This window comes from Achromobacter sp. SX5 (genome assembly GCF_056711425.1).
Genome location: NZ_CM160041.1, coordinates 4,278,412 through 4,301,993, shown reverse-complemented (window position 1 = coordinate 4,301,993; position 23,582 = coordinate 4,278,412). Strand labels below are relative to the sequence as shown.

The following is a 23,582-nucleotide window of genomic DNA, read 5'->3' as shown; positions in this document are numbered from 1 at the left end:
GACGGAACCTGTCCGGCTTGCGGCCGGGCGGGCGCGGGGGCGGGCAGCAAAAGCGGCCCTCGGTATCCGGGCTAGATGCTCGGGAAGTGCTCGGGATGAGGCCGGCCACGGCCGACGGCCAGGCGAGCGCGGGAATATTCCCGGCTATCTGGGGTTTCCGGGGTTTCCGGGGTTTCCGGGGTTTCCGTTAGGGAGGTGTTCAGACGGACTGAGACGATCCCCAATTGGAACAGGGCGTCTGGCGACATGGCGTCCTCTCCAACCAGCAGATGTGGTTCCGGCGCAAGGCCGGGCGTAACCGATTATTCTAATTCAGTACGCGCGCAAGCACAAAAGCGGCGCGGCGCGATTGGCCGCATTTCGGACCAGATGACCGCATCATGGCCGCAATTCGCGCCATGCGATCGATGCGCAGGCCGTCTTGGCCGCCGCCGGCCAGCGAGTACATGCTGCCGAGCGCGACTGGCTGCGCCGCGGCGAAAAAAAACCCGCCGGTAAGGGCGGGTCTTAAAAGGGGCTGTGCAGCCCCCAAGGGGAAAATCGTCGGGGCCTTGCGGCCCGGGCCATGCTCAGGCGGCGGAGTGCGCGTCTTTGGCGCTCGTCTTGCCGGCCAGGGCACGGACGCCGTGGGCCAGCTTACGCAGGCCGGCGGCCAGCGCCCGCATCGGGTGCGGACGGAATTGTTCTTCAATAGCCTGGAGCATCAGTTGGCGCTCGAGTTCGTCGGTCAGGCGGATGGTGTTGTTCGGGTTGATCACGTTAGCCTCCACGGGCTTGCACAGTTGTTTCGCTACTAGGGATAACCCGAATTATAGGGGTTAACCCTGAACTTGTGCAAGAGGCTGGTGCATATCGGCAACACCACCGTCCGATGATGCACCAAAACGGCACGGCGCAGCACCATAAGCAAAGATAGATGCACTATGTTGCTGCGCGTTGACAGGCAGGCGAGGGGATTCAGGCGTCGCGATAGCCGGCCGCGACCAGTTCGAAGCCGAACAGTCGGCAGTCCAGCGAGCCGTTGTGCAGGGGCACCCGACGCTTGGGCTTGAGGCGCATCTGGTTGGGCAGGGTCAGGTCGCTGGTGATGGCGTGCAGCTGCCAGCCGGCGAAGTTGCGCTTCAGGCAGGCCGCCCAGTCGCGCCACAGGTCCGGGTCCTGTTCCGTCCCCATGCGTTCGCCGTAGGGCGGGTTAGTGACGATCCAGCCGTGGTCGGCGGGTGCCGTGATGTGGCGGGCGTCGCCGACTTCGAAGCGGATCGAATCCGCCGTCAGCCAGGCGCGCTCGGCGTTGTTGCGGGCGAACTCGATGGCTTGCGGGTCCAGGTCGTAGCCGACCAGCGGCGCTTCCAGTTGCGGCAGGATGCGCGAGCGGGCGTCTTCCTTGAGGTCGCGCCAGCGGTAGGGATCGTGGCCGCGCAGGCGCTCGAAGCCGAAGGGGCGCGAGATGCCCGGCGGCACGCCCAGGGCGATCCAGGCGCCCTCGATGAGAATGGTGCCGGAGCCGCAGAACGGGTCGAGCAGCGGCGCGGCCGGGTCCCAGCCCGCCAGCGCCAGCATGCCGGCGGCCAGGTTCTCGCGCAGCGGCGCCTCGCCCTTGTCCAGGCGCCAGCCGCGCTTGAACAGGGATTCGCCGGACGTGTCCAGGTACAGCGTGGCGGTGTGGCCGGTCAGGAACAGGTGCACGCGCGCGTCTGGGCGCACCGTGTCGATGCTCGGACGTTCGCCTTCGCGTTCGCGCAGGCGGTCGCAGATGCCGTCCTTGGCGCGCAGGTTGCAGTATTGCAGGCTTTGCACCGGGCTCTTGATGGCCGAGGTGTCCACGCGCAGCGTCTGCTCCGCGCCGAACCAGCGTTCCCAGGGCGTATCGCGCGCCAGGTCCAGGATGTCGTCCTCGTGCGAGATCTCGGCGTGCGCGACCTGCACCAGGATGCGGGTCGCCAGGCGCGAATACAGGTTGGCGCGCTGCACGCCCGACCAGTCCGCGCTGAACGAGCAGCCGGCCCGGCCGATGCGGGCGTCGTCGAAGCCCAGCGCCTGCATTTCCGCCGTCAGCGCTTCTTCCAGCCCCTGGGGGCAGGGCGCGAAGACCGGGAACACCTCGGCCTGGCGCGGTTCGCGCGGGCGGCGGGGGCGGACTTCGACGGCGGGTTCGTGGCGCTGCGGCGCGTCGTCGGGCTCGGATTGCTCCAGGTAGCCGGGCGGCGGGGCGTCGTCCTCGAACGGGTCGTAGAAGCGTCCGGCCGGCGTGGCCGGGGCGATGTACTGGTCGTCGCGTTCGCGCGGGGCGCGGCGCGGGCCGCCGGCGCGCTTGCGTGCCGGGCCGCCGGCCTCGTCCTGCCTGGACCGTGGCGCGGGCGCCGGATTCTTCTGCCGCTCGGCGGCTTCGCGGGCGCGTTCGTTCTGCGCCACCAGCCGGGCGCGGGCGCCGCTGCGGGTGCGCTTGCGGCTGTCTTCGGCGTGCGCGTCGCGCGCGGTTTTCTTGATGGTCAGCGTCTTGCGCGGACGGTCCTGGTCATCTGAGGACATACGAATCCTGGCGAATGCAGAGGTAGGGGGAATCAGAAGGGTTTGACGACGACCAGCGCCACCACCACCAAGAGCAGCAAGACGGGAACTTCGTTGAACCAGCGATAGAACTTGTGCGTACGGGTGTTTTCGCCCCGTTCGAATTTGCGCAGCATCGAGCCACAGGCGTGATGGTAGCCGATCACGAGCAGGACGAAAAAGAGCTTGGCGTGCATCCAGCCGTTGCCGGGCCCCATGCCGATGCCGTAGCCGATGTACAGCCACAGGCCGAGCAGCACGGCGACCACGGCGAGGATGCTGGTGAAGCGGTACAGGCGGCGGGCCATGCCCAGCAGCGTGGCCTGGACGGTGGGGTCCGATTGTTGCGCCAGGTTCACGTAGATGCGCGGCAGGTAGAACAAGCCGGCGAACCAGGAGGCGATGAAGACTATGTGAAAGGTCTTGACCCAAAGCATGGCCATGGCGCGATCCGTCCGAGGAAAGCCGCATTGTAAGCTGCGCGGCCACGGCAGGCCCGCGTTCGCGCGGGCCCGCGGCCAGCCTTCGGATCAAGGTTCAGATCACATACAGATCCACGTACTCGTGCACCGGCATGGCCTCCAGCGCGCCCTGGTCCAGCGAGGCCTGCAGGATGCGCGCCTGCTGGCGCGGCGGGAACATGCGCGCCAGGTTGGTGCGGAATTTTTCCTCCAGCAGCGGGATGCCCTCGGCGCGGCGGCGCTTGTGGCCGATGGGATATTCGCAGACCACTTCGTCCAGGCGGGCGCCGTCATTGAATTCCACCGTCAGCGCGTTGGCGATGGAGCGCTTGTCGGGATCGTGGTAGTCGCGGGTGTAGGCCGGGTCCTCGACGCAGACGATGCGGTCGCGCAGCGCGTCGATGCGCGGATCGCGGGCCACCGAGTCCTCGTAGTCGGCCGCGGTCAGGCGCCCGAACAGGATGGGCACGGCCACCATGTACTGGATGCAGTGGTCGCGGTCGGCCGGATTGGCGAGCGGGCCTTTCTTGTCGATGATGCGGATGCACGCCTCGTGCGTGCGGATCGTGATCTTCGCGATGTCCTCGGGACGCTTGCCCGCCGCGGCGAGCCGGCGGTGGATGTCCATGGCGCATTCGACGGCGGTCTGCGCATGGAATTCGGCCGGGAACGAGATCTTGAACAGCACGTTTTCCATGACGTAGCTGCCGTAGGGGCGCTGGAAGCGCAGCGGCTGGCCCTTGAACAGCACGTCGTAGAAGCCCCAGGTGGGAGCCGTCAGCACCGAGGGATAGCCCATTTCGCCGGTGCGGGCGATCAGGGCCAGGCGCACCGCGCGGCTGGTGGCGTCGCCGGCGGCCCAGCTCTTGCGGCTGCCGGTGTTGGGCGCGTGCCGGTAGGTGCGCAGGCTTTGTCCGTCGACCCAGGCCAGCGAGACGGCGTTGATCACTTCGTCGCGGCTCAGGCCCAGCATCTGCGCCACCACGGCGGTGGAAGCGACCTTCACCAGCACCACGTGGTCCAGGCCGACCTTGTTGAAGGAATTCTCCAGCGCGATGCAGCCCTGGATTTCATGCGCCTTGATCATGCCGGTCAGCACGTCGCGCATGGACAGCGGCGGCTTGCCGGCGGCCACGGCGGTGCGCGAGAGCCAGTCGGCGGTGGCCAGGATGCCGCCCAGGTTGTCGGACGGGTGGCCCCATTCGGCGGCCAGCCAGGTGTCGTTGAAGTCCAGCCAGCGGATCATCGCGCCGATGTTGAACGCGGCCTGGACCGGGTCGAGCTGGAACTGGGTGCCGGGAACCTTGGCGCCGTGGGGAACGGCGGTGCCGGGCACGATCGGACCCAGCAGCTTTCTGCACGCCGGATATTCCAGCGCTTCCAGGCCGCAGCCCAGGGTGTCGATGAGGCAGTTGCGGGCGGTCTCGTAGGCCAGGCCGCTGTTGATTTCGTAGTTCAGTACGTAGTCGGCGATGTCGACCAGGACCTGGTCGGGATCGGGACGCACGTTGGATATCGGGGCAGACATGTCGGAACCTCTCCTGAGTGAGTACAGGAGGCCCGGGGCCCGCGCGGCGCTGCCGGTTTCATGCGCGGGCCCATGGGTCGCCTTACTTGCGCTTTTCGATCGGCACGAACTTCTGATCTTCCGGACCCACGTAGTTGGCGGTGGGGCGGATGATCTTGTTGTCGATGCGCTGTTCGATGATGTGGGCCGACCAGCCCGCGGTGCGCGCGATGACGAACAGCGGGGTGAACATGGCGGTGGGCACGCCCATCATGTGGTAGCTGACGGCCGAGAACCAGTCCAGGTTGGGGAACATCTTCTTGATGTCCCACATCACGGTTTCCAGGCGCTCGGCGATGTCGAACATCTTGGTGCTGCCGGCCTTCTTGGACAGCTTCTTGGCCACGTCCTTGATGACCTTGTTGCGCGGGTCGGACACGGTGTAGACCGGGTGGCCGAAGCCGATCACGACTTCCTTGGCTTCGACGCGGCGGCGGATGTCGGCCTCGGCCTCGTCCGGGGTCTCGTAGCGCTTCTGCACTTCGAAGGCGACTTCGTTGGCGCCGCCGTGCTTGGGACCGCGCAGCGCGCCGATGGCGCCGGTGATGGCCGAGTACATGTCCGAGCCGGTGCCGGCGATGACGCGCGAGGTGAACGTGGACGCGTTGAACTCATGCTCGGCGTACAGGTTCAGCGAGATGTGCATGGCCTTGACCCAGTCCTCGCTGGGCTTCTCGCCGTGCAGCAGGTGCAGGAAGTGGCCGCCGATGCTGTCGTCGTCGGTCTGCACGTCGATGATGCGGCCGTTGTGGCTGTAGTGGTACCAGTACAGCAGCGCCGAGCCCAGGTTGGCCATCAGGCGGTCGGCGATGTCGCGCGCGCCGGGGATGTTGTGGTCGTCCTTCTCGGGCAGCACGCAGCCCAGCACCGACACGGCGGTGCGCATCACGTCCATGGGGTGGCTGGCGGCGGGCAGGGCTTCCAGCGCGGCTTGCAGCTGGGCGGGCAGGCCGCGCAGGCTGCGCAGCTTTTCCTTGTAGGCCTTCAGTTCGGCCTTGTTGGGCAGCTTGCCGTGCACGAGCAGGTGGGCGACTTCCTCGAACTCGCTGGCGTCGGCCAGGTCCAGGATGTCATAGCCACGGTAGTGCAGGTCGTTGCCGCTTCGGCCGACCGTACACAGCGCGGTGTTGCCGGCGACCACGCCGGACAGCGCCACCGACTTCTTGGGTTTGAAGCCGGCCTTTTCTTCCGGCTTGGCGTCGGTCTTCGCTTCCTGCTTCTTGGGAGCCATGCTCATGTCTCTACTCCTTTCCTTTCGCGGGGGTCGATGCAATGGGTGGGTTTGCATGGCGCCGGGCCGTGGCCGCGGCGCCGGTTATCGTCAGGCCTTGCCCTTCTGGAACAGCGCGTCCAGTTTCGATTCGAATTCGTGGTAGCCGATGCGGTCGTACAGTTCCTCGCGCGTCTGCATCAGGTCGATCACGTTCTTCTGGTGGCCGTCGCGGCGGATGGCGGTGTAGACGGCTTCGGCGGCCTTGTTCATGGCGCGGAAGGCCGACAGCGGGTAGAGCACCATGCCCACGCCCACGCTCTTGAGCTCTTCAACCGAGAACAGCGGGGTCTTGCCGAATTCGGTGATGTTGGCCAGCACCGGCACCTTGACGGCCTTGACGAAGCGGTCGTAGGTGGGCAGGTCGTAGGCGGCCTCGGCGAAGATGGCGTCGGCGCCGGCTTCCACGCAGGCCAGCGCGCGCTCGATCGCGGCGTCCACGCCGTGCGAGGCGATCGCGTCGGTGCGGGCGATGAGGTAGAAGTCGCTGTCGGTGCGGGCGTCGGCCGCGGCCTTGACGCGGTCGGCCATTTCCTCGGTCGAGACGATTTCCTTGCCCGGACGGTGGCCGCAGCGCTTGGCGCCGACCTGGTCCTCGATGTGGCAGGCGGCGGCGCCGAACTTGATCAGGCTCTTGACGGTGCGGGCGATGTTGAACGCCGACGGGCCGAAGCCGGTGTCGATGTCCACCAGCAGCGGCACGTCGCAGACGTCGGTGATGCGGCGCACGTCGGTCAGCACGTCGTCCATCGTGTTGATGCCCAGGTCGGGCAGGCCCAGCGAGCCGGCCGCCACGCCGCCGCCCGACAGGTAGATGGCGCGGTAGCCGGCGCGCTTGGCCAGCAGCGCGTGGTTGGCGTTGATGGCGCCGATGATCTGCAGCGGGCTTTCTTCGGCGAGCGCGCGGCGGAAGAGGGCGCCGGCGGATTCGGGTTTGGACATGGGTGGTCTCCGTATGTATGTGAGGCCCGGGTGTTCTTGGAAGCCCCGGATGGCACGATGGGGAAGCGGGCTGCGGGCCCGGAACATAAAGCTGTCCCCTTCGCGCGGGCAAAGGGACAGGTTTATGCCGCGCATGCGCGGGCAGCTAGGAATTGGGCCCGAAAACGGGCCCAATCCTTTCATCCTGCGCTGCTTACTTCAGCAGGTCCTTGACGCCGTCGCGCTCTTCGAGGAGCTCTTTCAGCGTGAAGTCCAGGCGCTCGCGCGAGAAGGCGTCGATTTCCAGGCCTTCGACGCGCTTGTATTCGCCGTTTTCGGTCGTGACCGGCACGCCGTAGATGATGCCTTCGGGGATGCCGTAGGAGCCGTCCGACGGGATGCCCATCGTGACCCACTTGCCATTGCTGCCCAGGACCCAGTCACGGACGTGGTCGATGGCGGCGTTGGCGGCCGAGGCGGCCGAGGACAGGCCGCGGGCTTCGATGATGGCGGCGCCGCGCTTGCCCACGGTGGGGATGAACGTGTCGCGGTTCCAGGCGTCGTCGTTGATCAGCTTGGCCAGCGATTCGCCGCCGACGGTGGCGAAGCGGTAGTCGGGGTACATGGTGGGCGAGTGGTTGCCCCACACGACCAGCTTCTCGATGTCGGCCACGGCCTTGCCGGACTTGGCGGCCAGTTGCGACAGGGCGCGGTTGTGGTCCAGGCGCAGCATGGCGGTGAAGTTCTTGGCGGGCAGGTCCGGCGCCGACTTCATGGCGATGTAGGCGTTGGTGTTGGCGGGGTTGCCCACGACCAGCACCTTGACATTGCGGCTGGCCACGTCGTTCAGGGCCTTGCCCTGCGCCGTGAAGATCTGGGCGTTGACCGACAGCAGGTCCTTGCGCTCCATGCCGGGGCCGCGCGGGCGGGCGCCGACCAGCAGGGCCACGTCGGCGTCCTTGAAGGCGGTGCGCGGGTCGCTGTGGGCGGTGACTTCCTGCAGCAGCGGGAAGGCGCAGTCATCCAGTTCCATGATGACGCCCTTCAGGGCCTTTTGCGCCTTCTCGTCGGGGATTTCCAGCAGTTGCAGGATGACGGGTTGATCTTTACCCAGCATTTCGCCCGAGGCGATGCGGAATAGCAGTGCGTAACCGATTTGGCCGGCGGCGCCGGTGACGGCGACACGCAAGGCAGGCTTGGACATGGACGTTCTCCGTAATGGTTTGGCGAGAAAAAAATCTCACCAATCAGTGTAATCGCTGGGCCGTTGAAACCGGCGCGCGCGCAGCGCGCGACCTGGCGCCCGGATAGCGCTGAATCCTAGATTGATTTTACGTATGCGTCAATTGCTCTTCTATCTTATATAAGACATAAGACGTTGGACAGCGTCAGCCGCGATATGCCACAATAGAGCGTTTATTCGAATGCGCCGCAGCCTCGACGGGCCACGCGCCTGTATCGAGCCGGCACGCTGCACCGACAGCGCGCGGCGGCAGCGCATTGCGGATGGGTTCGCGTCCCTTGCGCCGCCTTCCCATTCTCCGGATAAACATGACACAACCAAAAAGATCCATGGCAGAGTCCCGGCCCGAAACCTCCCTACGCAATCGCGCCGCCCGTCCGGCGGGCGAGGGGGCCGCTTTCAGTCCGCTGTACCGCCAGATCAAGGACCTGCTGGTCCAGAGCCTCGAACGCGGCGAATGGAAGCCGGGCGAGCTCATCCCCAGCGAGATCGACCTCGCCGCCCGTTTCCAGGTGAGCCAGGGCACGGTGCGCAAGGCGGTCGACGAACTGGCCGCCGAGCACATGCTGCTGCGCCGCCAGGGCAAGGGCACCTTCGTCGCCACCCACCACGAAGCGCGCGTGCGCTACCGCTTCCTGCGCCTGGCCCCCGACGACGAGACCGAGGCCGGCCGCGCCGAAAGCCGCATCCTCGAATGCCGCCGCCTGCGGGCGCCGGCCGAGATCGCGCGCGCCCTGGACCTGCGCGCCGGCGAAACCGTCGTGATGATCCGCCGCCTGTTGTCCCTGGGGCATGCGCCCACCGTGGTCGACGACATCTGGCTGCCGGGTTCCATTTTCCGCGGACTGACCCTGGAACTGCTGACCGCCAACAAGGCGCCGCTCTATGGTCTGTTCGAATCCGAATTCGGCGTGAGCATGGTGCGCGCGGACGAGAAGCTGCGCGCGGTCGTCGCGCCGGCCGAGGTCTGTGCGCTGCTTAATGTCCCCGCCGGGACGCCGTTGTTGCAGGTGGATCGGGTGTCCTACACCTACGGTGACCGCCCCATGGAAATACGTCGGGGCTTGTACTTGACCGATCGATACCATTACCGCAATAGTTTGAATTGATGAGCTTTTTGACTACGATTTGATACCAACCCTGTCTCTGGGCGAAAATACCGTGATTTCCCGCCAGGGTCCCCGCAAGGGGCTCGAAATGGGCACGGCGTTCTTGCCGTAACGATTCCCTAGTTCCGAAACACCGAGGCCGTCATGTCCGACACCGCTGCCAAGCCACGTCCGCAGTTTCGCAATATTGGCATTGCGCAACTCGCCAGCTATCGCCTGCCCCTGGCCGGCAAACTGTCCATCCTGCACCGCGTCAGCGGCGCGCTGCTGTTCCTCTGTCTTCCCTTGGTCATCCTGCCGCTGTTCGCGGCCAGCGTGGCCGCGCCGCAGACGTTCGCCGCCGTGGCCGTGTACGCCGGCAACCCGATAGTCAAGCTCGTGTTCCTGGTCCTCGTCTGGGGTTATCTGCACCACTTCTGCGCCGGTATCCGCTACCTGCTGCTGGATCTGCATCTCGGCATCGACAAGCTGTCGGCCAAGAAGAGCGCCGGCGTGGTTTTCGGGGTGAGCCTCGCGCTGACCCTCGTGTTCGCCCTCAAACTGTTCGGAGTGCTGTAATGGCCGACGTCAAAAACTACGGACCCAAGCGTCTGGTCGTGGGCGCCCATTACGGCGTCATGGATTTCATCATTCAGCGCGTCACCGCGGTCATCATGGCCGTGTACACGCTGGTGCTGCTCATCGGCATCCTGATGATGCCGGCCTTCACGTACGAACACTGGACCGCGCTGTTCAATTTCTACGTGGGCGTTCTTCCGGTCGGCCAGATCCTGGCCACCCTGGCATTCGTTGCGCTGGCCTGGCACGCCTGGATTGGCGTGCGCGACATCTGGATGGACTACGTCAAGTCGGCGGGCCTGCGCCTGCTGCTGCAAGTGCTGACGATCCTCTGGCTGGTCGGTTCGGTCGTTTACTTTGCGCAAATCCTCTGGAGCATTTAAGCCGTGGTCTCTGTCCTGAAATCCCTGCCGCGCCGCCAGTTTGATGTGGTGGTCGTCGGTGCCGGTGGAGCCGGCATGCGTTGTTCGCTGCAACTGTCCCAAGCGGGCCTGTCCGTTGCGGTGCTGTCCAAAGTGTTCCCCACGCGTTCGCACACGGTTGCCGCCCAGGGCGGCGTGAGCGCCTCGCTGGGCAACATGAGCGAAGACAACTGGTACTGGCACATGTACGACACCGTCAAGGGGTCGGACTGGCTGGGCGACCAGGATGCCATCGAATTCATGTGCCGCGAAGCCCCGAACGCCGTGTACGAGCTCGAGCACTTCGGCATGCCCTTCGACCGCAACCCCGACGGCACGATCTACCAGCGCCCGTTCGGCGGCCACACCGCCAACTTCGGCGAGAAGCCGGTCCAGCGCGCCTGTGCCGCGGCCGACCGCACCGGCCACGCGCTGCTGCACACCCTCTACCAGCGCAACGTCGCCGCGCGCACCCAGTTCTTCGTCGAATGGATGGCGCTGGACCTGCTGCGCAACGAGGCCGGCGACGTCGTGGGCGTGACCGCCCTCGAAATGGAAACGGGCGAAATCTACATCCTGGAAGCCAAGACCACGGTGCTGGCCACCGGCGGCGCCGGCCGCATCTGGGCCGCTTCCACCAACGCCTTCATCAATACCGGTGACGGCCTGGGCATGGCCGCCCGCGCGGGCATCCCGCTGCAGGACATGGAATTCTGGCAATTCCACCCGACCGGCGTGGCCGGCGCCGGCGTGCTGATCACCGAAGGCGTGCGCGGCGAAGGCGGCATCCTGCTGAACAAGGATGGCGAGCGCTTCATGGAGCGCTATGCGCCCACGCTGAAGGACCTGGCCCCGCGCGACTTCGTCTCGCGCTCGATGGACCAGGAAATCAAGGAAGGCCGCGGCTGCGGTCCGGACGGCAGCTACGTGGTCCTGAAGCTCGACCACCTGGGCGCCGACGTGATCAACAAGCGCCTGCCCTCGATCCGCGAAATCGCCATCAAGTTCGGCAACGTCGACCCGATCAAGGAACCGATCCCCGTCGTCCCGACCATCCACTACCAGATGGGCGGCATCCCGGCCAACTACCACGGCCAGGTGCTGACGCGCGAAAACGGCGAGAACAAGATCGTCAACGGCCTGTACGCCATCGGCGAATGCGCCGCGGTGTCGGTGCACGGCGCCAACCGCCTGGGCACCAACTCGCTGCTCGACCTGATCGTGTTCGGCCGCGCCACCGGCAACCACATCGTGAATTCGCACCCCGAGCGCCAGCACTCGCACCAGCCGGTGCCGCAGCAGGCCGTCGAGTTCTCGCTGGACCGCGTCAACCGCCTCGAATCGCGCACCTCGGGCGAGAAGCCCCAGGACATCGGCAACGCCATCCGCTTCTCGATGCAGCGCCACTGCGGCGTGTTCCGCACGCTGGATCTGCTCAACGAAGGCGTCGAGCAGATCGAAGACCTGGCCAAGCAGGCCCAGGACATCTACTTCAAGGACAAGTCCAAGGTGTTCAACACCGCGCGCGTCGAAGCGCTGGAAATCGCCAACATGACCGAAGTGGCCCGCGCCACGATCAAGTCGGCGGCCAACCGCACCGAAAGCCGCGGCGCCCACGCGCTGGATGACCACCCGAACCGCGACGACGAGAACTGGCTCAAGCACACGCTGTGGTACTCCGAAGGCAGCCGCCTGGAGTACAAGCCCGTGCAGATGAAGCCGCTGACGGTCGAGTCCTTCCCGCCCAAGGCACGTACCTTCTAAGTCCGGATAGAGCCTATTATGAGCACCAAGAGAATCGTCAAGTTCGAAATCTACCGCTACGATCCGGACAAGGACGAGCGCCCTTACATGCAGAAGCTGGAAGTCGAACTCCAGCCCACCGACAAGATGCTGCTCGATGCGCTGGTGCGCATCAAGAACGACGTGGATGACAGCCTGGCCCTGCGCCGCTCGTGCCGTGAAGGCGTGTGCGGTTCGGACGCCATGAACATCAACGGCAAGAACGGCCTGGCCTGCATCACCAACCTGCGCGAACTGAAGGAACCCATCGTCCTGCGTCCGCTGCCGGGCCTGCCCGTGATCCGCGACCTGATCGTGGACATGACGCACTTCTTCAATCAGTACCACTCGATCCGCCCGTACCTCATCAACGACACGCCGCCGCCCGAAAAAGAGCGCCTGCAGTCGCCCGAGGCCCGCGAAGAGCTCGACGGCCTGTACGAGTGCATCCTGTGCGCGTGCTGTTCCACTTCCTGCCCGTCGTTCTGGTGGAATCCGGACAAGTTCGTCGGCCCGGCCGGCCTGCTGCAAGCCTACCGCTTCATCGCCGACAGCCGCGACGAAGCCACCGGCTCGCGCCTGGACAACCTGGACGATCCGTACCGCCTGTTCCGCTGCCACACCATCATGAACTGTGTCGACGTCTGCCCCAAGGGCCTGAACCCGACCAAGGCGATCGGCAAGATCAAGGAACTGCTGGTCCGTCGCACGGTCTAGTGTTTACGGTCTGTATGTAATGCCGGGCCATGTCCCCTGTAAAACGGGGACGGCCAGCCTGCCTGACGGGCCCGGCGCAGGACTTTTTATTAAGGTGTAATGATGAGCAGGCTTACTGAACTACAGCGGGCGCGTCTGCGTTGGCGGGCACGCCGTGGTCTGCTCGAAAACGACTTGATCATCACCCGGTATCTCGATGCCCACGAGGCCGAGCTGACCGATGATGACGTAGCCGCATTGACGCAGTTGTTCGAGCTGGGAGACAACGATCTGCTCGACCTGCTGCTGGCCCGCAAAGAGCTGGAAGGCGAGCTGGACACGCCCAGGCTGCGGAGCATTATTGGCCAGATGCGCGCGCTCTGATTAATTGAGAGGAAAAAAGCATGAACCTGTCTGACAAAAAAGCCACGCTATCCTTTTCGGATGGCAGCGCCCCCATCGAGTTCCCTGTGTACAAGGGCACGGTCGGTCCGGATGTGATCGACATCCGCAAGCTTTACGGCCAGACGGGCATGTTCACGTTTGACCCGGGCTTCATGTCCACCGCCGCCTGCGAATCGGGCATCACGTACATCGACGGCGACAAGGGCGAACTGCTGTACCGCGGCTACCCCATCGAACAGCTGGCCGTGAACTGCGACTTCATGGACATCTGCTACCTGATCCTGAACGGCGAACTGCCCAACAAGGACCAGAAGGCCGATTTCGACTCGCAGGTGACCCATCACACGATGGTCAACGAGCAGCTGCATTTCTTCCTGCGCGGCTTCCGCCGCGACGCGCACCCGATGGCCGTCCTGACGGGCCTGGTCGGCGCGCTGTCGGCGTTCTACCACGACTCCACCGACATCACGAACCCGCAGCACCGCCACATCTCGGCCATCCGCCTGATCGCCAAGATGCCGACGCTGGTCGCGATGGCCTACAAGTACTCGCAAGGCCAGCCCTTCATCTACCCGCAGAACGACCTGTCCTACACGGGCAACTTCCTGCGCATGATGTTCGCCACCCCGTGCGAAGAGTACAAGGTCAATGAAGTGGTCGAGCGCGCGCTGGACCGCATCTTCATCCTGCACGCCGACCACGAACAGAACGCCTCCACCTCGACCGTGCGCCTGTGCGGTTCGTCGGGCACCAACCCGTTCGCCGCCATCTCGGCCGGCGTGGCCTGCCTGTGGGGTCCGGCCCACGGCGGCGCCAACGAAGCCTGCCTGCAGATGCTGGAAGACCTGCAAGCCAACGGCGGCATCGCCAAGGTCGGCGAGTTCATGGAGAAGGTCAAGGACAAGAACTCGGGCGTGCGCCTGATGGGCTTTGGCCACCGCGTCTACAAGAACTACGACCCGCGCGCCAAGCTGATGCAGGAAACCTGCAAGGAAGTGCTCTCGGCCCTGGGCCTGGAAAACGACCCGCTGTTCAAGCTGGCCATGGAACTGGAACGCATCGCCCTGGAAGATCCGTACTTCGTGCAGCGCAAGCTGTACCCGAACGTCGACTTCTACTCGGGCATCGTGCAGCGCGCCATCGGCATCCCGACCTCGCTGTTCACGGCCATCTTCGCGCTGGCCCGCACGGTGGGCTGGATCGCCCAGTGGAACGAAATGCTGTCCGATCCCGACTACAAGATCGGCCGTCCGCGCCAGCTGTTCACCGGTTCGGTCACGCGCGACGTGCCCCCGATGGACAAGCGTTGATACGCTTTCCGGCTTGAACAATAAACCGCCTTCGGGCGGTTTTTTGTTGCCGGGCCGGCCCGCGCGGCGGGCAGGCGCCCGTAGGCGTATATCATCCTGCCCATGATTCCGATCGCACTGCCTTCCGCCGGCTTCTATATCTTTGTTTCCCTCGGTTTTCTTGCCGGCCTGGTGCTGCTCGGCTGGGCGCTGGTCCTGGTCGCCAGCGCGGGCGCGCGCCGCACGGTGCGCAGGTACTGGAAGACCTCTACCCTGATATTCGCGGTGCTGGCCGTGCCTTTCGCTTTCTATGCCTGGGTCCAGATGGCGATCTGGCAGGTGGAGAAGGAAAGCGCGCGCGCCCAGGCCGCGCGCAAGGTGACCTTGCAGCAGGAGACCACGGTGGGCGGCGTCGCCATGCCGGCCGGCACGCGCCTGGAGCTGCAGGACGAAGCGCAGCTGGAAACCTATCTCGAAGCGCAGTTCCCGCGGCCGGTGGCCATGTATGGCGTTCAGGCCACGAGCGCGCGCCGCTACCTGGATTCCGACTACGACCGCGAGACCTACGCCTTGCTGGGCCGCCATCCGCGCAACGTCATCCTGCGCGGCGAGGGCAGCCAGACGGTGCTGGGCTGGCGATGCGACGCCACCCAGGATATCGAGTTCGACGTGGCGCCCGACGGCGCCATGAAGGCGCTGGATAAGTGCGTGCTGGGTCCGGGCAACCGGGCCGGGGACCTGGCGCTTGCGCCGGGTTCGGTGGTCTATGGCTCGGACGGTTCGGTCTACACCGATGGCTCGCGCGATCCCGACCGCTGGCGCATCGAGGTCAAGAATCCGGTGGCGCTGCGCATTTACGGACTGCCCCTGAGCGAGCCCACGCTATATCTGGACGAAGCGCGGCGCCTGCTGCGGGTCGACGACGCGGAACTGGCCTGCGCGGCGCGGCTGGGCGGGATGAGCTATGCCGCCGGCACCCGGGTCAAGACGACGCGGCGCGGCCGCGGCGACCGGCGCGAGCCGTTTCCGGGCGTGCTGGTGTTGAGCCCCTGGAACGGCCAGGCCGCGCAGCGCGATGGCGCGGCCGACGTACCCGAGGGCATGTCGGTGATGCAGACGCTGGCCGGCGAGGTCGTGGAGGTGGTGAAGAACGACGCGGTGGGCGTTTTCCATTTCGCCACCATCACTGTCGGCGACCAGGAGCCGCAGCAGACCAGGGCGTCCTGCCCCTGAGCGGCGGCGGGCGTCCTACGCGCCGATGCCGCGCGCCATCAGCACGGCGAACAGCGGCAGGAAGATAAACAGGTGCGATTCGATCATGACCCAGCGGCGGGCGCGCTTGATGTCGGCCGCCGCCGGCAGGAATTCCGGCTGCTGGCGCGACTGCCTGGCCCAGCGCAGGAAGGTCATGGTGGGCGGGATCGAACACAGCGCGATGATGACGAACAGCGTGATCTTGGCGTGGAACCAGGGATTGGCCATGTAAAAGGCGGCGCCCTTGATGCCCAGCGTCAGGCGCAGCACGCCGGTGATGAGCACGACCACGGCGCTGGCCAGATAGAGGCGGTCGTAGATGACCAGGCGCTTGAGGCCATTGACGGTGAGCTCGGGACGCAGCAGCACCGCTTCGGCCGTCAGGACCACCACGAGCAGGAAAATCGCCAGGTAGTGAAACCAGGCATACAGGGCATCGGCCAGCATGTTGACTCCATAAGCAAGGGCAACACCGGTTTTACCATCAGCACAGGCAGGCGGGCCAGCGCGATGGCCTGGTCGCCTGCAAAGAAAAAGGGCGCCGCCGCGAACGGCGGGCGCCCCTTGCCTTAGCGGCCGTCGGGAATCAACGGCGCTTCTTGGCGGCCTCGGCGGCTTCCTGCTGCGCGTCCACCACGGCCAGCGCCGTCATGTTGACGATGCGGCGCACGGTGGCGCTGGTGGTCAGGATGTGCACCGGGCGCGCCGCGCCCAGCAGGATCGGACCCATGGCGATGCCGTTGCTGCCGGTCATCTTCAGCATGTTGTACGTGATGTTGCCGGTGTCCAGGTTGGGCATGACCAGCAGGTTGGCGCGGCCCTTCAACGTGCTGTCCGGGTAGGCCAGCATGCGGATCTTCTCCGACAGGGCGGCGTCGGCGTGCATTTCGCCGTCGACTTCCAGGTCGGGGGCGCGGTCGCGCACCAGCTGGTTGGCCTGCGCCATCTTGCGCGAGGAGTCGGTCGCGCGGCTGCCGAAGTTGGAGTGCGACAGCAGCGCGATCTTGGGCACCACGCCGAAGCGCACCATCTCGTCGGCGGCCTGGATCGTGATGTTCGCCACTTCTTCGGCCGTCGGGTTTTCGTTGACGTGCGTGTCGGTGACGAACAGCGTCTGGTCGGGCAGCATCAGCACGTTCAGGGCGGCGTAGGTCTGGCCTTCCTTCCGGCCGATGATCTCGTCCACGTACTTGAGCTGGTTGTCGTACTTGCTGGCCACGCCGCACAGCAGCGCGTCGGCGTCGCCGCGGCGCAGCAGCATCGCGCCGATCAGCGTGTTGTGCTTGCGGATCATCGCCTTGGCGATGGCCGGGGTCACGCCTTCGCGGCCCTTGAGCTGGTAGTACGCGTTCCAGGTTTCGTTGAAGCGGCTGTCGTCTTCGGGATCGACGATCTCGAAATCCTTGCCGGCGAGCAGGCGCAGGCCGAACTTCTTGATGCGCATCTCGATGACGGAGGGGCGGCCGACCAGGATCGGGAAGGCCAGCTTCTCGTCGCTGACGGTCTGCACCGCGCGCAGCACGCGCTCGTCTTCGCCGTCGGCGTAGATGACGCGCTTGGGCGCCTTCTTGGCCTGGGCGAACAGCGGACGCATCAGCTGGCCGGAGTGGTAGACGAAGCCCATCAGCTTCTGGCGGTAGGCCTCGATGTCCTCGATGGGACGGGCGGCCACGCCCGAGTCGGCGGCGGCCTGGGCCACGGCCGGCGCGATCTGGACGATCAGGCGCGGGTCGAAGGGCTTGGGAATGATGTAGTCGGGGCCGAACGACAGCTCCTGGCCGGCGTAGGCGCGGGCCACTTCGTCGTTCTGCTCGGCCTGGGCCAGTTCGGCGATGGCCTTGACGCAGGCCAGCTTCATTTCTTCCGTGATGCGCGAGGCGCCGGCGTCCATGGCGCCGCGGAAGATGAAGGGGAAGCACAGCACGTTGTTGACCTGGTTCGGGTAGTCCGAACGGCCGGTGGCGATGATGCAGTCGGGGCGCGCGGCCTTGGCGACTTCCGGCCGGATTTCCGGTTCCGGGTTGGCCAGCGCCAGGATCAGCGGGCTGGCGGCCATGGTCTTGACCATGTCGGCGGTCAGCACGCCGGCGGTCGAGCAGCCCAGGAACACGTCGGCGCCGTTGACCACGTCGGCCAGCGTGCGCGCGTCGGTCTTCTGCGCGTAGCGCTTTTTGTTGGCCTCCATGTTCTCGTCGCGGCCTTCCCAGATCACGCCGCGGGAGTCCACCACGTAGATGTTCTCGCGCTTGACGCCCAGGTTGACCAGCAGGTCCAGGCAGGCGATGGCGGCGGCGCCGGCGCCCGAGCAGGCGAGCTTGACCGAGCCGAGATCCTTGCCCACGACCTTCAGGCCGTTGAGGATGGCGGCCGACGAGATGATGGCGGTGCCGTGCTGGTCGTCGTGGAAGACGGGGATCTTCATGCGCTCGCGCAGCTTCTTCTCGATGTAGAAGCACTCGGGCGCCTTGATGTCCTCGAGGTTGACGCCGCCCAGCGTGGGTTCGAGCGCCGCGATGATGTCGACCAGCTTGTCGGGGTCGTTTTCGGCCAGTTCGATGTCGAACACGTCGATGCCGGCGAACTTCTTGAACAGGCAGCCCTTGCCTTCCATGACCGGCTTGGCGGCCAGCGGGCCGATATTGCCCAGGCCCAGCACGGCCGTGCCGTTGGTGATCACGCCCACCAGGTTGCCGCGCGAGGTGTACTTGGACGCGGCGTCGTCGCCCTGGTCGAAGATGGCCATGCACGCGGCCGCCACGCCGGGGGAATAGGCCAGGGACAGGTCGTCCTGGTTGGCCAGCGTCTTGGTCGGGGTGACCGAGATTTTGCCGGGGGTGGGGTAGGCGTGGTAGTCCAGCGCCAGTTTGGTGAGAGTTTCGTCCATGGGTACAAGCCTTAGAGGCGTAAAACGGAAGAGAAAACGGACTGCAAAAAGCGGGCTCGCGGCCCGCCGTATTGGTTTGGCAATGCTTGGGAACACCCGTATTTCAACAGAAAGCGGGGCGACTTGGTTGTTGCGGTGCAGCGAACGTTGACGGCTGGGCGCCTCGTCCGCCCGTCTTGCGGCCGTTACAGCTCCCAGGGCGGGGTCTGGCGGCCCGCCGCGTTCAGCCGGGCGCGCACGGCCTGGGCGTCGTCCTGCCGGCCCAGGCTGTCGAGGGCGTAGAGCACGATCCAGTCGGCGCTGACTTCGAAGAAATCGCGCAGCTGGGCGCGGGTGTCGCTGCGGCCGAAGCCGTCGGTGCCCAGCGTGCGATAGGGCGCGGGCACCCAGGCGCGGATCTGTTCGGGCACGGCGCGCACGTAGTCGGTGGCGGCGACGACCGGCGCGTCGCTGCCGCCCAGGCAGGCTTGCACCCAGTCGGCGGCCGCGCCGGATTCCAGGCCCAGCACGCGGGCGCGCTCGGCCTGGCGGCCGGCGCGGGCCAGTTCGGAAAAGCTGGTCACGCTCCAGACTTCGGCGTCCACTCCGTGGTCGGCCAGCAGCCGCTCGGCGGCCATTTCGGCCTCGCGCAGCATGGGGCCGGCGCCCAGCAGGCGCACCTGGGCCTGGCCGCAGGCCGGACGCAGGCGGTACATGCCGCGCAGAATGCCCTCGCGCGCCTGCGGGTCCGAGGGCATGTCGGGCTGCGCCAGGTTCTCGTTGGTGACGGTCAGGTAGTAGAACTCGTCGTGCTGCTCGTCGAGCATGCGGCGCATGCCGTGCTCGACGATCACGGCGACCTCGTAGGCATAGGCCGGATCGTAGGCGCGGCAGTTGGGCACCGCCGCCGCCATGATGTGGCTGGAGCCGTCCTGGTGCTGCAGGCCTTCGCCGCCCAGCGTGGTGCGCCCCGACGTGGCGCCGACCAGGAAGCCGCGCGTGCGCTGGTCGGCGGCCGCCCAGATCAGGTCGCCGATGCGCTGGAAGCCGAACATCGAGTAGTAGATATAGAACGGCAGCATCGGCAGGCCGTTGACCGAGTAGCTGGTGCCGGCGGCGGTCCAGGAGGAAATCGCGCCGGCCTCGGTAATGCCTTCTTCCAGGATCTGGCCGTCGCGGGCCTCGCGGTAGTACAGCACCGAGCCGATGTCTTCGGGCTCGTACAGCTGGCCCTGCGCCGAATAGATGCCGATCTGCCGGAACAGGTTGGCCATGCCGAAGGTGCGGGCCTCGTCGGCGACGATGGGCACGATGCGCGGGCCCACGGTGGCGTCCTTGAGCAGCGCGGTCAGCATGCGCACGATGGCCATGGTGGAAGACATTTCCTTGCCGTCGGCGGCCAGCGCGAAGCGCGCCCATTGCTCGGCGGCCGGCGGCGCCAGGCGCGGCGCCTGCGTGCCGCGCCGCGGCAGGTGCCCGCCCAGCGCCTCGCGGCGCGCCTGCAGGTGGCGCAGTTCGGCGCTGTCCTCGGCGGGGCGGTAGAACTTCAGCGCCAGGCAGTCGGCGTCGGAGATCGGCAGCGCGAAGCGGTCGCGGAAGGCCAGCAGGGCCTCGTCGTCCAGCTTCTTCTGCTGGTGGGTGGTCATCTTGCCCTGGCCGGCCGCGCCCATGCCGAAGCCCTTCTTGGTCTGCGCCAGGATGACGGTGGGCTGGCCGCGGTGGTTCGCCGCGCGGTGATAGGCGGCGTAGATCTTCACCATGTCGTGGCCGCCGCGGTGCAGGCGGTCGATGGCTTCGTCGGTCCAGTCGGCCACCAGCGCGGCCAGCTCGGGATTCTGGTTGAAGAAATGGGCGCGGTTGAAGGCGCCGTCGTTGGCGGCGAAGGTCTGGAACTGACCGTCCACGGTATTGGAGAACGCGCGCGCCAGCGCGCCGCCGGTGTCGCGGCGCAGCAGCGCGTCCCAGTCGCTGCCCCAGACCAGCTTGATGACGTTCCAGCCGGCGCCGGCGTACAGCGTTTCCAGCTCGTCGATGATGCGGCCGTTGCCGCGCACCGGGCCGTCGAGGCGCTGCAGGTTGCAATTGACCACGAACACCAGGTTGTCGAGCTTTTCGCGCGCGGCCAGGGTCAGCGCGGCGATGGATTCGGGCTCGTCCATTTCGCCGTCGCCGAAAATGCCCCAGACCTTGCGGTCGCCGCCGGGCATCAGCGAGCGGTGTTCGAGATAGCGCATGAAGCGCGCCTGGTAGATCGCGTTGATCGGGCCGATCCCCATCGAGCCGGTGGGAAACTGCCAGAAATCCGGCATCAGCCACGGGTGCGGGTAGGAAGACAGGCCGCGCAGGCCGCGTCCGGTGGCGGTGATTTCCTGGCGGAAATGCGCCAGGTCGTCCTCGCTCAGAAAACCTTCCAGGTAGGCGCGGGCGTACACGCCGGGCGCCGAGTGCGGCTGCATGTAGACCAGGTCGCCCGGTCCCTGCGGCGTGCGCGCGCGGAAGAAATGATTGAAGCCCACCTCGAACAGGTCGGCGGCCGAGGCGTAGCTGGCGATGTGCCCGCCCAGCTCGCCGTGCGCCTGGTTGGCGCGCACCACCATCGCCAGCGCGTTCCAGCGGTTGATGCGGGCGATGCGCTCTTCGACGGCCAGATTGCCCGGAAACGCCGGTTCCTGGTCGGCGGGGATGGTGTTCAGGTAGGCCGTGCGCGTCTGGCGCCGGGCGCGCAGGCCCAGCGTGGCGGCATGGCCCAGCAGATTGTCCAGCACGTAGGCCGCGCGCACGGGGCCTTCGGCCTGCGCCAGCGACTGCAGGGCGTCGCGCCATTCGGCGGTTTCGTCGGGGTCGATATCGTGGTCCGGGTCCTGCCCCGAACGCAGGGAACTGGCGTCGCGCATGGTGGTGTTGTCTCCTGGTTTAATGTTCATGCTAGACCCCAACCCCTGGCATGGGTGATTGAAATTCCGACGCAATTCCCGCGGTTTCAGCATAATCTTTTGCAGGGTGGGCTGCCTGCAGCAGCTTATGCCGCCGATTCGCCCGATCGCCACCTTCCCGGACCGATGCCTGCGAGGCGCTAGAATTCGCGGCTAGAAATTAAGGAAGATTTCCATGACCCAACCCAACAGCGTCCCCGCAGAGGTCACGCTGCCGGAGCTGACGTTCCGCGGCATCCTGCTGGGCGCCCTGATCACCATCATTTTTACCGCCTCCAACGTGTTTCTGGGGCTGAAGGTGGGCCTGACGTTCTCGTCGGCCATCCCGGCGGCGGTGATTTCGATGTCCGTGCTGCGCCTGTTCAAGGACGCCAATATCCTCGAGAACAACATGGTGCAGACCCAGGCCTCGGCGGCCGGCACCCTGTCCTCGATCATCTTCATCCTGCCGGCGCTCGTCATGATGGGCCACTGGCAGGGCTTTCCGTTCTGGCAGACGCTGGGCATCTGCGCCGCCGGCGGGATGCTGGGCGTCATGTTCACGATTCCGCTGCGCCACGTGATGGTGGTGCAGAGCGACCTGCCGTACCCCGAAGGCGTGGCGGCGGCCGAGATCCTGCGCGTGGGCAGCGCCGAGCGCAGCCAGGACGAGGCGGCCGACGCCGGGCAGGCGCCGGCCAGGACCGCCACCGGCATGGGCGACATCGTGGCCGGCGGCCTGGCCGCCGCCGCGGTCAGCTTCGCGGCCAGCGGCCTGCGGGTGCTGGGCGACAGCGTCAGCGGCTGGTTCTCGCTGGGCGGGGCGGTGTTCCGCCTGCCCATGGGCTTTTCGCTGGCGCTGCTGGGCGCCGGCTACCTCATCGGCATCGTCGCGGGCCTGGCCATGCTGACCGGGCTGGTCATTTCGTGGGGCATCGCGGTGCCGATCCTGAGCGCGATGGGCGACATGCCCGCCGGCCAGACGATCGCGCAATACGCCAACGGCCTGTGGGCCACGCAGGTGCGCTTCATCGGCGCCGGCGTGATCGGCGTGGGCGCCATCTGGACGCTGGCCACGCTGTTCATGCCGATGGCGCGCGGCGTGAAAGCCTCGTTCGCTGCCCTGACCAAGGCCGGCGCCGCCCGCGCCGGCCGCGCCCCGCGCACCGAGCGCGACCTGTCGGCGGGCTGGATCTCGGTGGTGACGCTGGCGCTGGTGGTGGTGCTGGTCGTGACCTTCCAGGTGTTCCTGTCGGGCGCGCCGCTGTCGGCCGGCGCGATCTGGAAGCTGGTGGCCTACGCCGTGCTGTTCGCCTTCGTGTTCGGCTTCCTGGTGGCGGCCGCCTGCGGCTACATGGCCGGCCTGGTGGGGTCGTCGACCAGCCCGATCTCGGGCGTGGGCATCGTGGCCATCGTGCTGGTGTCGCTGCTGATGCTGACCTTGGGCGGCGAGCTGCTGGGCGCCGAGAACGGCGTGCAGATGGCGATCGCGCTGTCGATCTTCAGCACCTCGGCGGTGGTGGCCGTGGCCTCGATCTCCAACGACAACCTGCAGGACCTGAAGACCGGCTGGCTGGTGGGCGCGACCCCGTGGCGCCAGCAGGTGGCCCTGCTGATCGGCTGCGTGGCCGGCGCGGCGGTGATTTCGCCGGTGCTGGAGCTGCTGTACAACGCCTACGGTTTCGCCGATTCCATGCCGCGCGAAGGCATGGACCCGGCGCAGGCCCTGTCGGCGCCCCAGGCCACGCTGATGCTGGCCATCGCCCGCGGCATCTTCACGCACCAGCTCAACTGGACCATGATCGTCATCGGCATGCTGGTCGGCCTGGGCCTGATCCTGGTGGACCAGGTGCTCAAGCGCACCTGCCGCGTGGCCCGCATGCCGGTGCTGGCGGTCGGCATCGGCATCTACCTGCCGCCGACCGTGGCCGCGCCCATCGTGGCCGGCGCGGTCCTCGCCTGGCTGCTCGAGCGCGCGCTGCGCCGCCGCGCCGCCGCGGCCGGCCAGCCCTACGAGCAGTTCGCCGACGCGGCCAACCGCCGTGGCGTGCTGATCGCCTCCGGCCTGATCGTGGGCGAAAGCCTGGTCGGCGTGCTGATGGCCGCCGTCATCGGCGCGGCCGGCACCGAGGCCCCGCTGGCGATTGCCGGCGCGGGTTTCGAGCACATCGCGTCCTACCTGGGACTGGCGGTGTTCGTGCTGGTGGCGGTGTTGTTCTGGCGCAGGGTGCTGAGGTTGGCGTAGGCGTTGGCCGATGGGTTCCGCGCGCTGGATATTCGCTTTCTTGTTTTAAGGAATCTCGC

Annotated in this window: 19 protein-coding genes; 9 read left to right on the top strand and 10 right to left on the bottom strand. The window is 66.6% G+C overall.

Annotation, left to right across the window (positions count from 1 at the left end):
• Positions 1–569: 569 nt before the first annotated feature.
• The 7 genes from AC1M14_RS20110 to AC1M14_RS20080 form a co-directional block, all read right to left on the bottom strand.
• A complete protein-coding gene (locus AC1M14_RS20110; protein ID WP_168202251.1) occupies positions 570–758 on the bottom strand; it encodes a hypothetical protein in 189 nt (62 codons plus the stop codon).
• Positions 759–957: 199 nt separating this feature from the next.
• Positions 958–2,529 carry a THUMP domain-containing protein gene (locus AC1M14_RS20105; protein WP_102774481.1) on the bottom strand — a complete coding sequence of 524 codons (1,572 nt, stop codon included), beginning with the start codon at positions 2,527–2,529 and terminating at the stop codon, positions 958–960.
• 32 nt (positions 2,530–2,561) lie between these two features.
• Positions 2,562–2,984 (bottom strand): CopD family protein, encoded by a 423-nt coding sequence (locus AC1M14_RS20100; RefSeq protein WP_102774563.1) that lies wholly within the window; start codon positions 2,982–2,984, stop codon positions 2,562–2,564.
• 100 nt (positions 2,985–3,084) lie between these two features.
• Positions 3,085–4,536 (bottom strand): bifunctional 2-methylcitrate dehydratase/aconitate hydratase, encoded by a 1,452-nt coding sequence (locus AC1M14_RS20095; protein WP_111826626.1) that lies wholly within the window; start codon positions 4,534–4,536, stop codon positions 3,085–3,087.
• An 82-nt stretch (positions 4,537–4,618) separates the two neighbouring features.
• Positions 4,619–5,812 carry a bifunctional 2-methylcitrate synthase/citrate synthase gene (prpC, locus tag AC1M14_RS20090; RefSeq protein WP_102774483.1) on the bottom strand — a complete coding sequence of 398 codons (1,194 nt, stop codon included), beginning with the start codon at positions 5,810–5,812 and terminating at the stop codon, positions 4,619–4,621.
• 84 nt (positions 5,813–5,896) lie between these two features.
• Positions 5,897–6,787 carry a methylisocitrate lyase gene (gene prpB, locus AC1M14_RS20085; RefSeq protein ID WP_479730328.1) on the bottom strand — a complete coding sequence of 297 codons (891 nt, stop codon included), beginning with the start codon at positions 6,785–6,787 and terminating at the stop codon, positions 5,897–5,899.
• Between the two features lie 193 nt (positions 6,788–6,980).
• Entirely contained in the window at positions 6,981–7,970 is a 990-nt protein-coding gene (locus AC1M14_RS20080; protein WP_049072248.1) for a malate dehydrogenase, read from the bottom strand.
• 368 nt (positions 7,971–8,338) lie between these two features.
• Here AC1M14_RS20080 and AC1M14_RS20075 point away from each other — a divergent pair, with 368 nt between their 5' ends.
• The 8 genes from AC1M14_RS20075 (at position 8,339) to AC1M14_RS20040 (ending at position 15,482) form a co-directional block, all read left to right on the top strand.
• Complete coding sequence (locus AC1M14_RS20075; RefSeq protein ID WP_102774485.1) at positions 8,339–9,118, top strand: GntR family transcriptional regulator; 780 nt, start codon at positions 8,339–8,341, stop codon at positions 9,116–9,118.
• Between the two features lie 144 nt (positions 9,119–9,262).
• On the top strand, positions 9,263–9,676 hold the full coding sequence (gene sdhC, locus AC1M14_RS20070) for a succinate dehydrogenase, cytochrome b556 subunit (protein WP_102774486.1): 414 nt from the start codon (positions 9,263–9,265) through the stop codon (positions 9,674–9,676).
• Positions 9,676–10,059: a succinate dehydrogenase, hydrophobic membrane anchor protein gene (gene sdhD / locus AC1M14_RS20065; RefSeq protein ID WP_102774487.1), complete on the top strand. Its 384-nt coding sequence runs from the start codon at positions 9,676–9,678 to the stop codon at positions 10,057–10,059. The genes sdhC and sdhD overlap by 1 nt, the downstream gene beginning before the upstream one ends.
• Before the next feature lie 3 nt (positions 10,060–10,062).
• Entirely contained in the window at positions 10,063–11,841 is a 1,779-nt protein-coding gene (gene sdhA, locus AC1M14_RS20060) for a succinate dehydrogenase flavoprotein subunit (RefSeq protein ID WP_102774488.1), read from the top strand.
• An 18-nt stretch (positions 11,842–11,859) separates the two neighbouring features.
• Positions 11,860–12,576: a succinate dehydrogenase iron-sulfur subunit gene (locus tag AC1M14_RS20055; RefSeq protein ID WP_102774489.1), complete on the top strand. Its 717-nt coding sequence runs from the start codon at positions 11,860–11,862 to the stop codon at positions 12,574–12,576.
• Positions 12,577–12,678: 102 nt separating this feature from the next.
• Positions 12,679–12,939, top strand: a complete 261-nt coding sequence (locus AC1M14_RS20050; RefSeq protein WP_102774564.1) for a succinate dehydrogenase assembly factor 2 — start codon at positions 12,679–12,681, stop codon at positions 12,937–12,939.
• Between the two features lie 20 nt (positions 12,940–12,959).
• Positions 12,960–14,270: a citrate synthase gene (locus tag AC1M14_RS20045; protein ID WP_102774490.1), complete on the top strand. Its 1,311-nt coding sequence runs from the start codon at positions 12,960–12,962 to the stop codon at positions 14,268–14,270.
• 102 nt (positions 14,271–14,372) lie between these two features.
• Positions 14,373–15,482: a hypothetical protein gene (locus tag AC1M14_RS20040; RefSeq protein WP_479730327.1), complete on the top strand. Its 1,110-nt coding sequence runs from the start codon at positions 14,373–14,375 to the stop codon at positions 15,480–15,482.
• A gap of 15 nt (positions 15,483–15,497) precedes the next feature.
• On the opposite strand, the gene AC1M14_RS20035 is transcribed toward AC1M14_RS20040, so the two are convergent.
• From AC1M14_RS20035 to mdeB, 3 genes are all read right to left on the bottom strand, one after another.
• Positions 15,498–15,950, bottom strand: coding sequence for a DUF2214 family protein (locus AC1M14_RS20035; RefSeq protein WP_102774492.1), 453 nt, complete (start codon positions 15,948–15,950; stop codon positions 15,498–15,500).
• Between the two features lie 139 nt (positions 15,951–16,089).
• Complete coding sequence (locus tag AC1M14_RS20030; protein WP_102774493.1) at positions 16,090–18,387, bottom strand: NADP-dependent malic enzyme; 2,298 nt, start codon at positions 18,385–18,387, stop codon at positions 16,090–16,092.
• A gap of 185 nt (positions 18,388–18,572) precedes the next feature.
• On the bottom strand, positions 18,573–21,260 hold the full coding sequence (gene mdeB, locus AC1M14_RS20025) for an alpha-ketoglutarate dehydrogenase (protein ID WP_479731825.1): 2,688 nt from the start codon (positions 21,258–21,260) through the stop codon (positions 18,573–18,575).
• Between the two features lie 214 nt (positions 21,261–21,474).
• On the opposite strand from mdeB, the gene AC1M14_RS20020 reads away from it, so the two are divergent.
• A complete protein-coding gene (locus AC1M14_RS20020; protein ID WP_479730326.1) occupies positions 21,475–23,523 on the top strand; it encodes an OPT family oligopeptide transporter in 2,049 nt (682 codons plus the stop codon).
• Positions 23,524–23,582 lie beyond the last annotated feature (59 nt).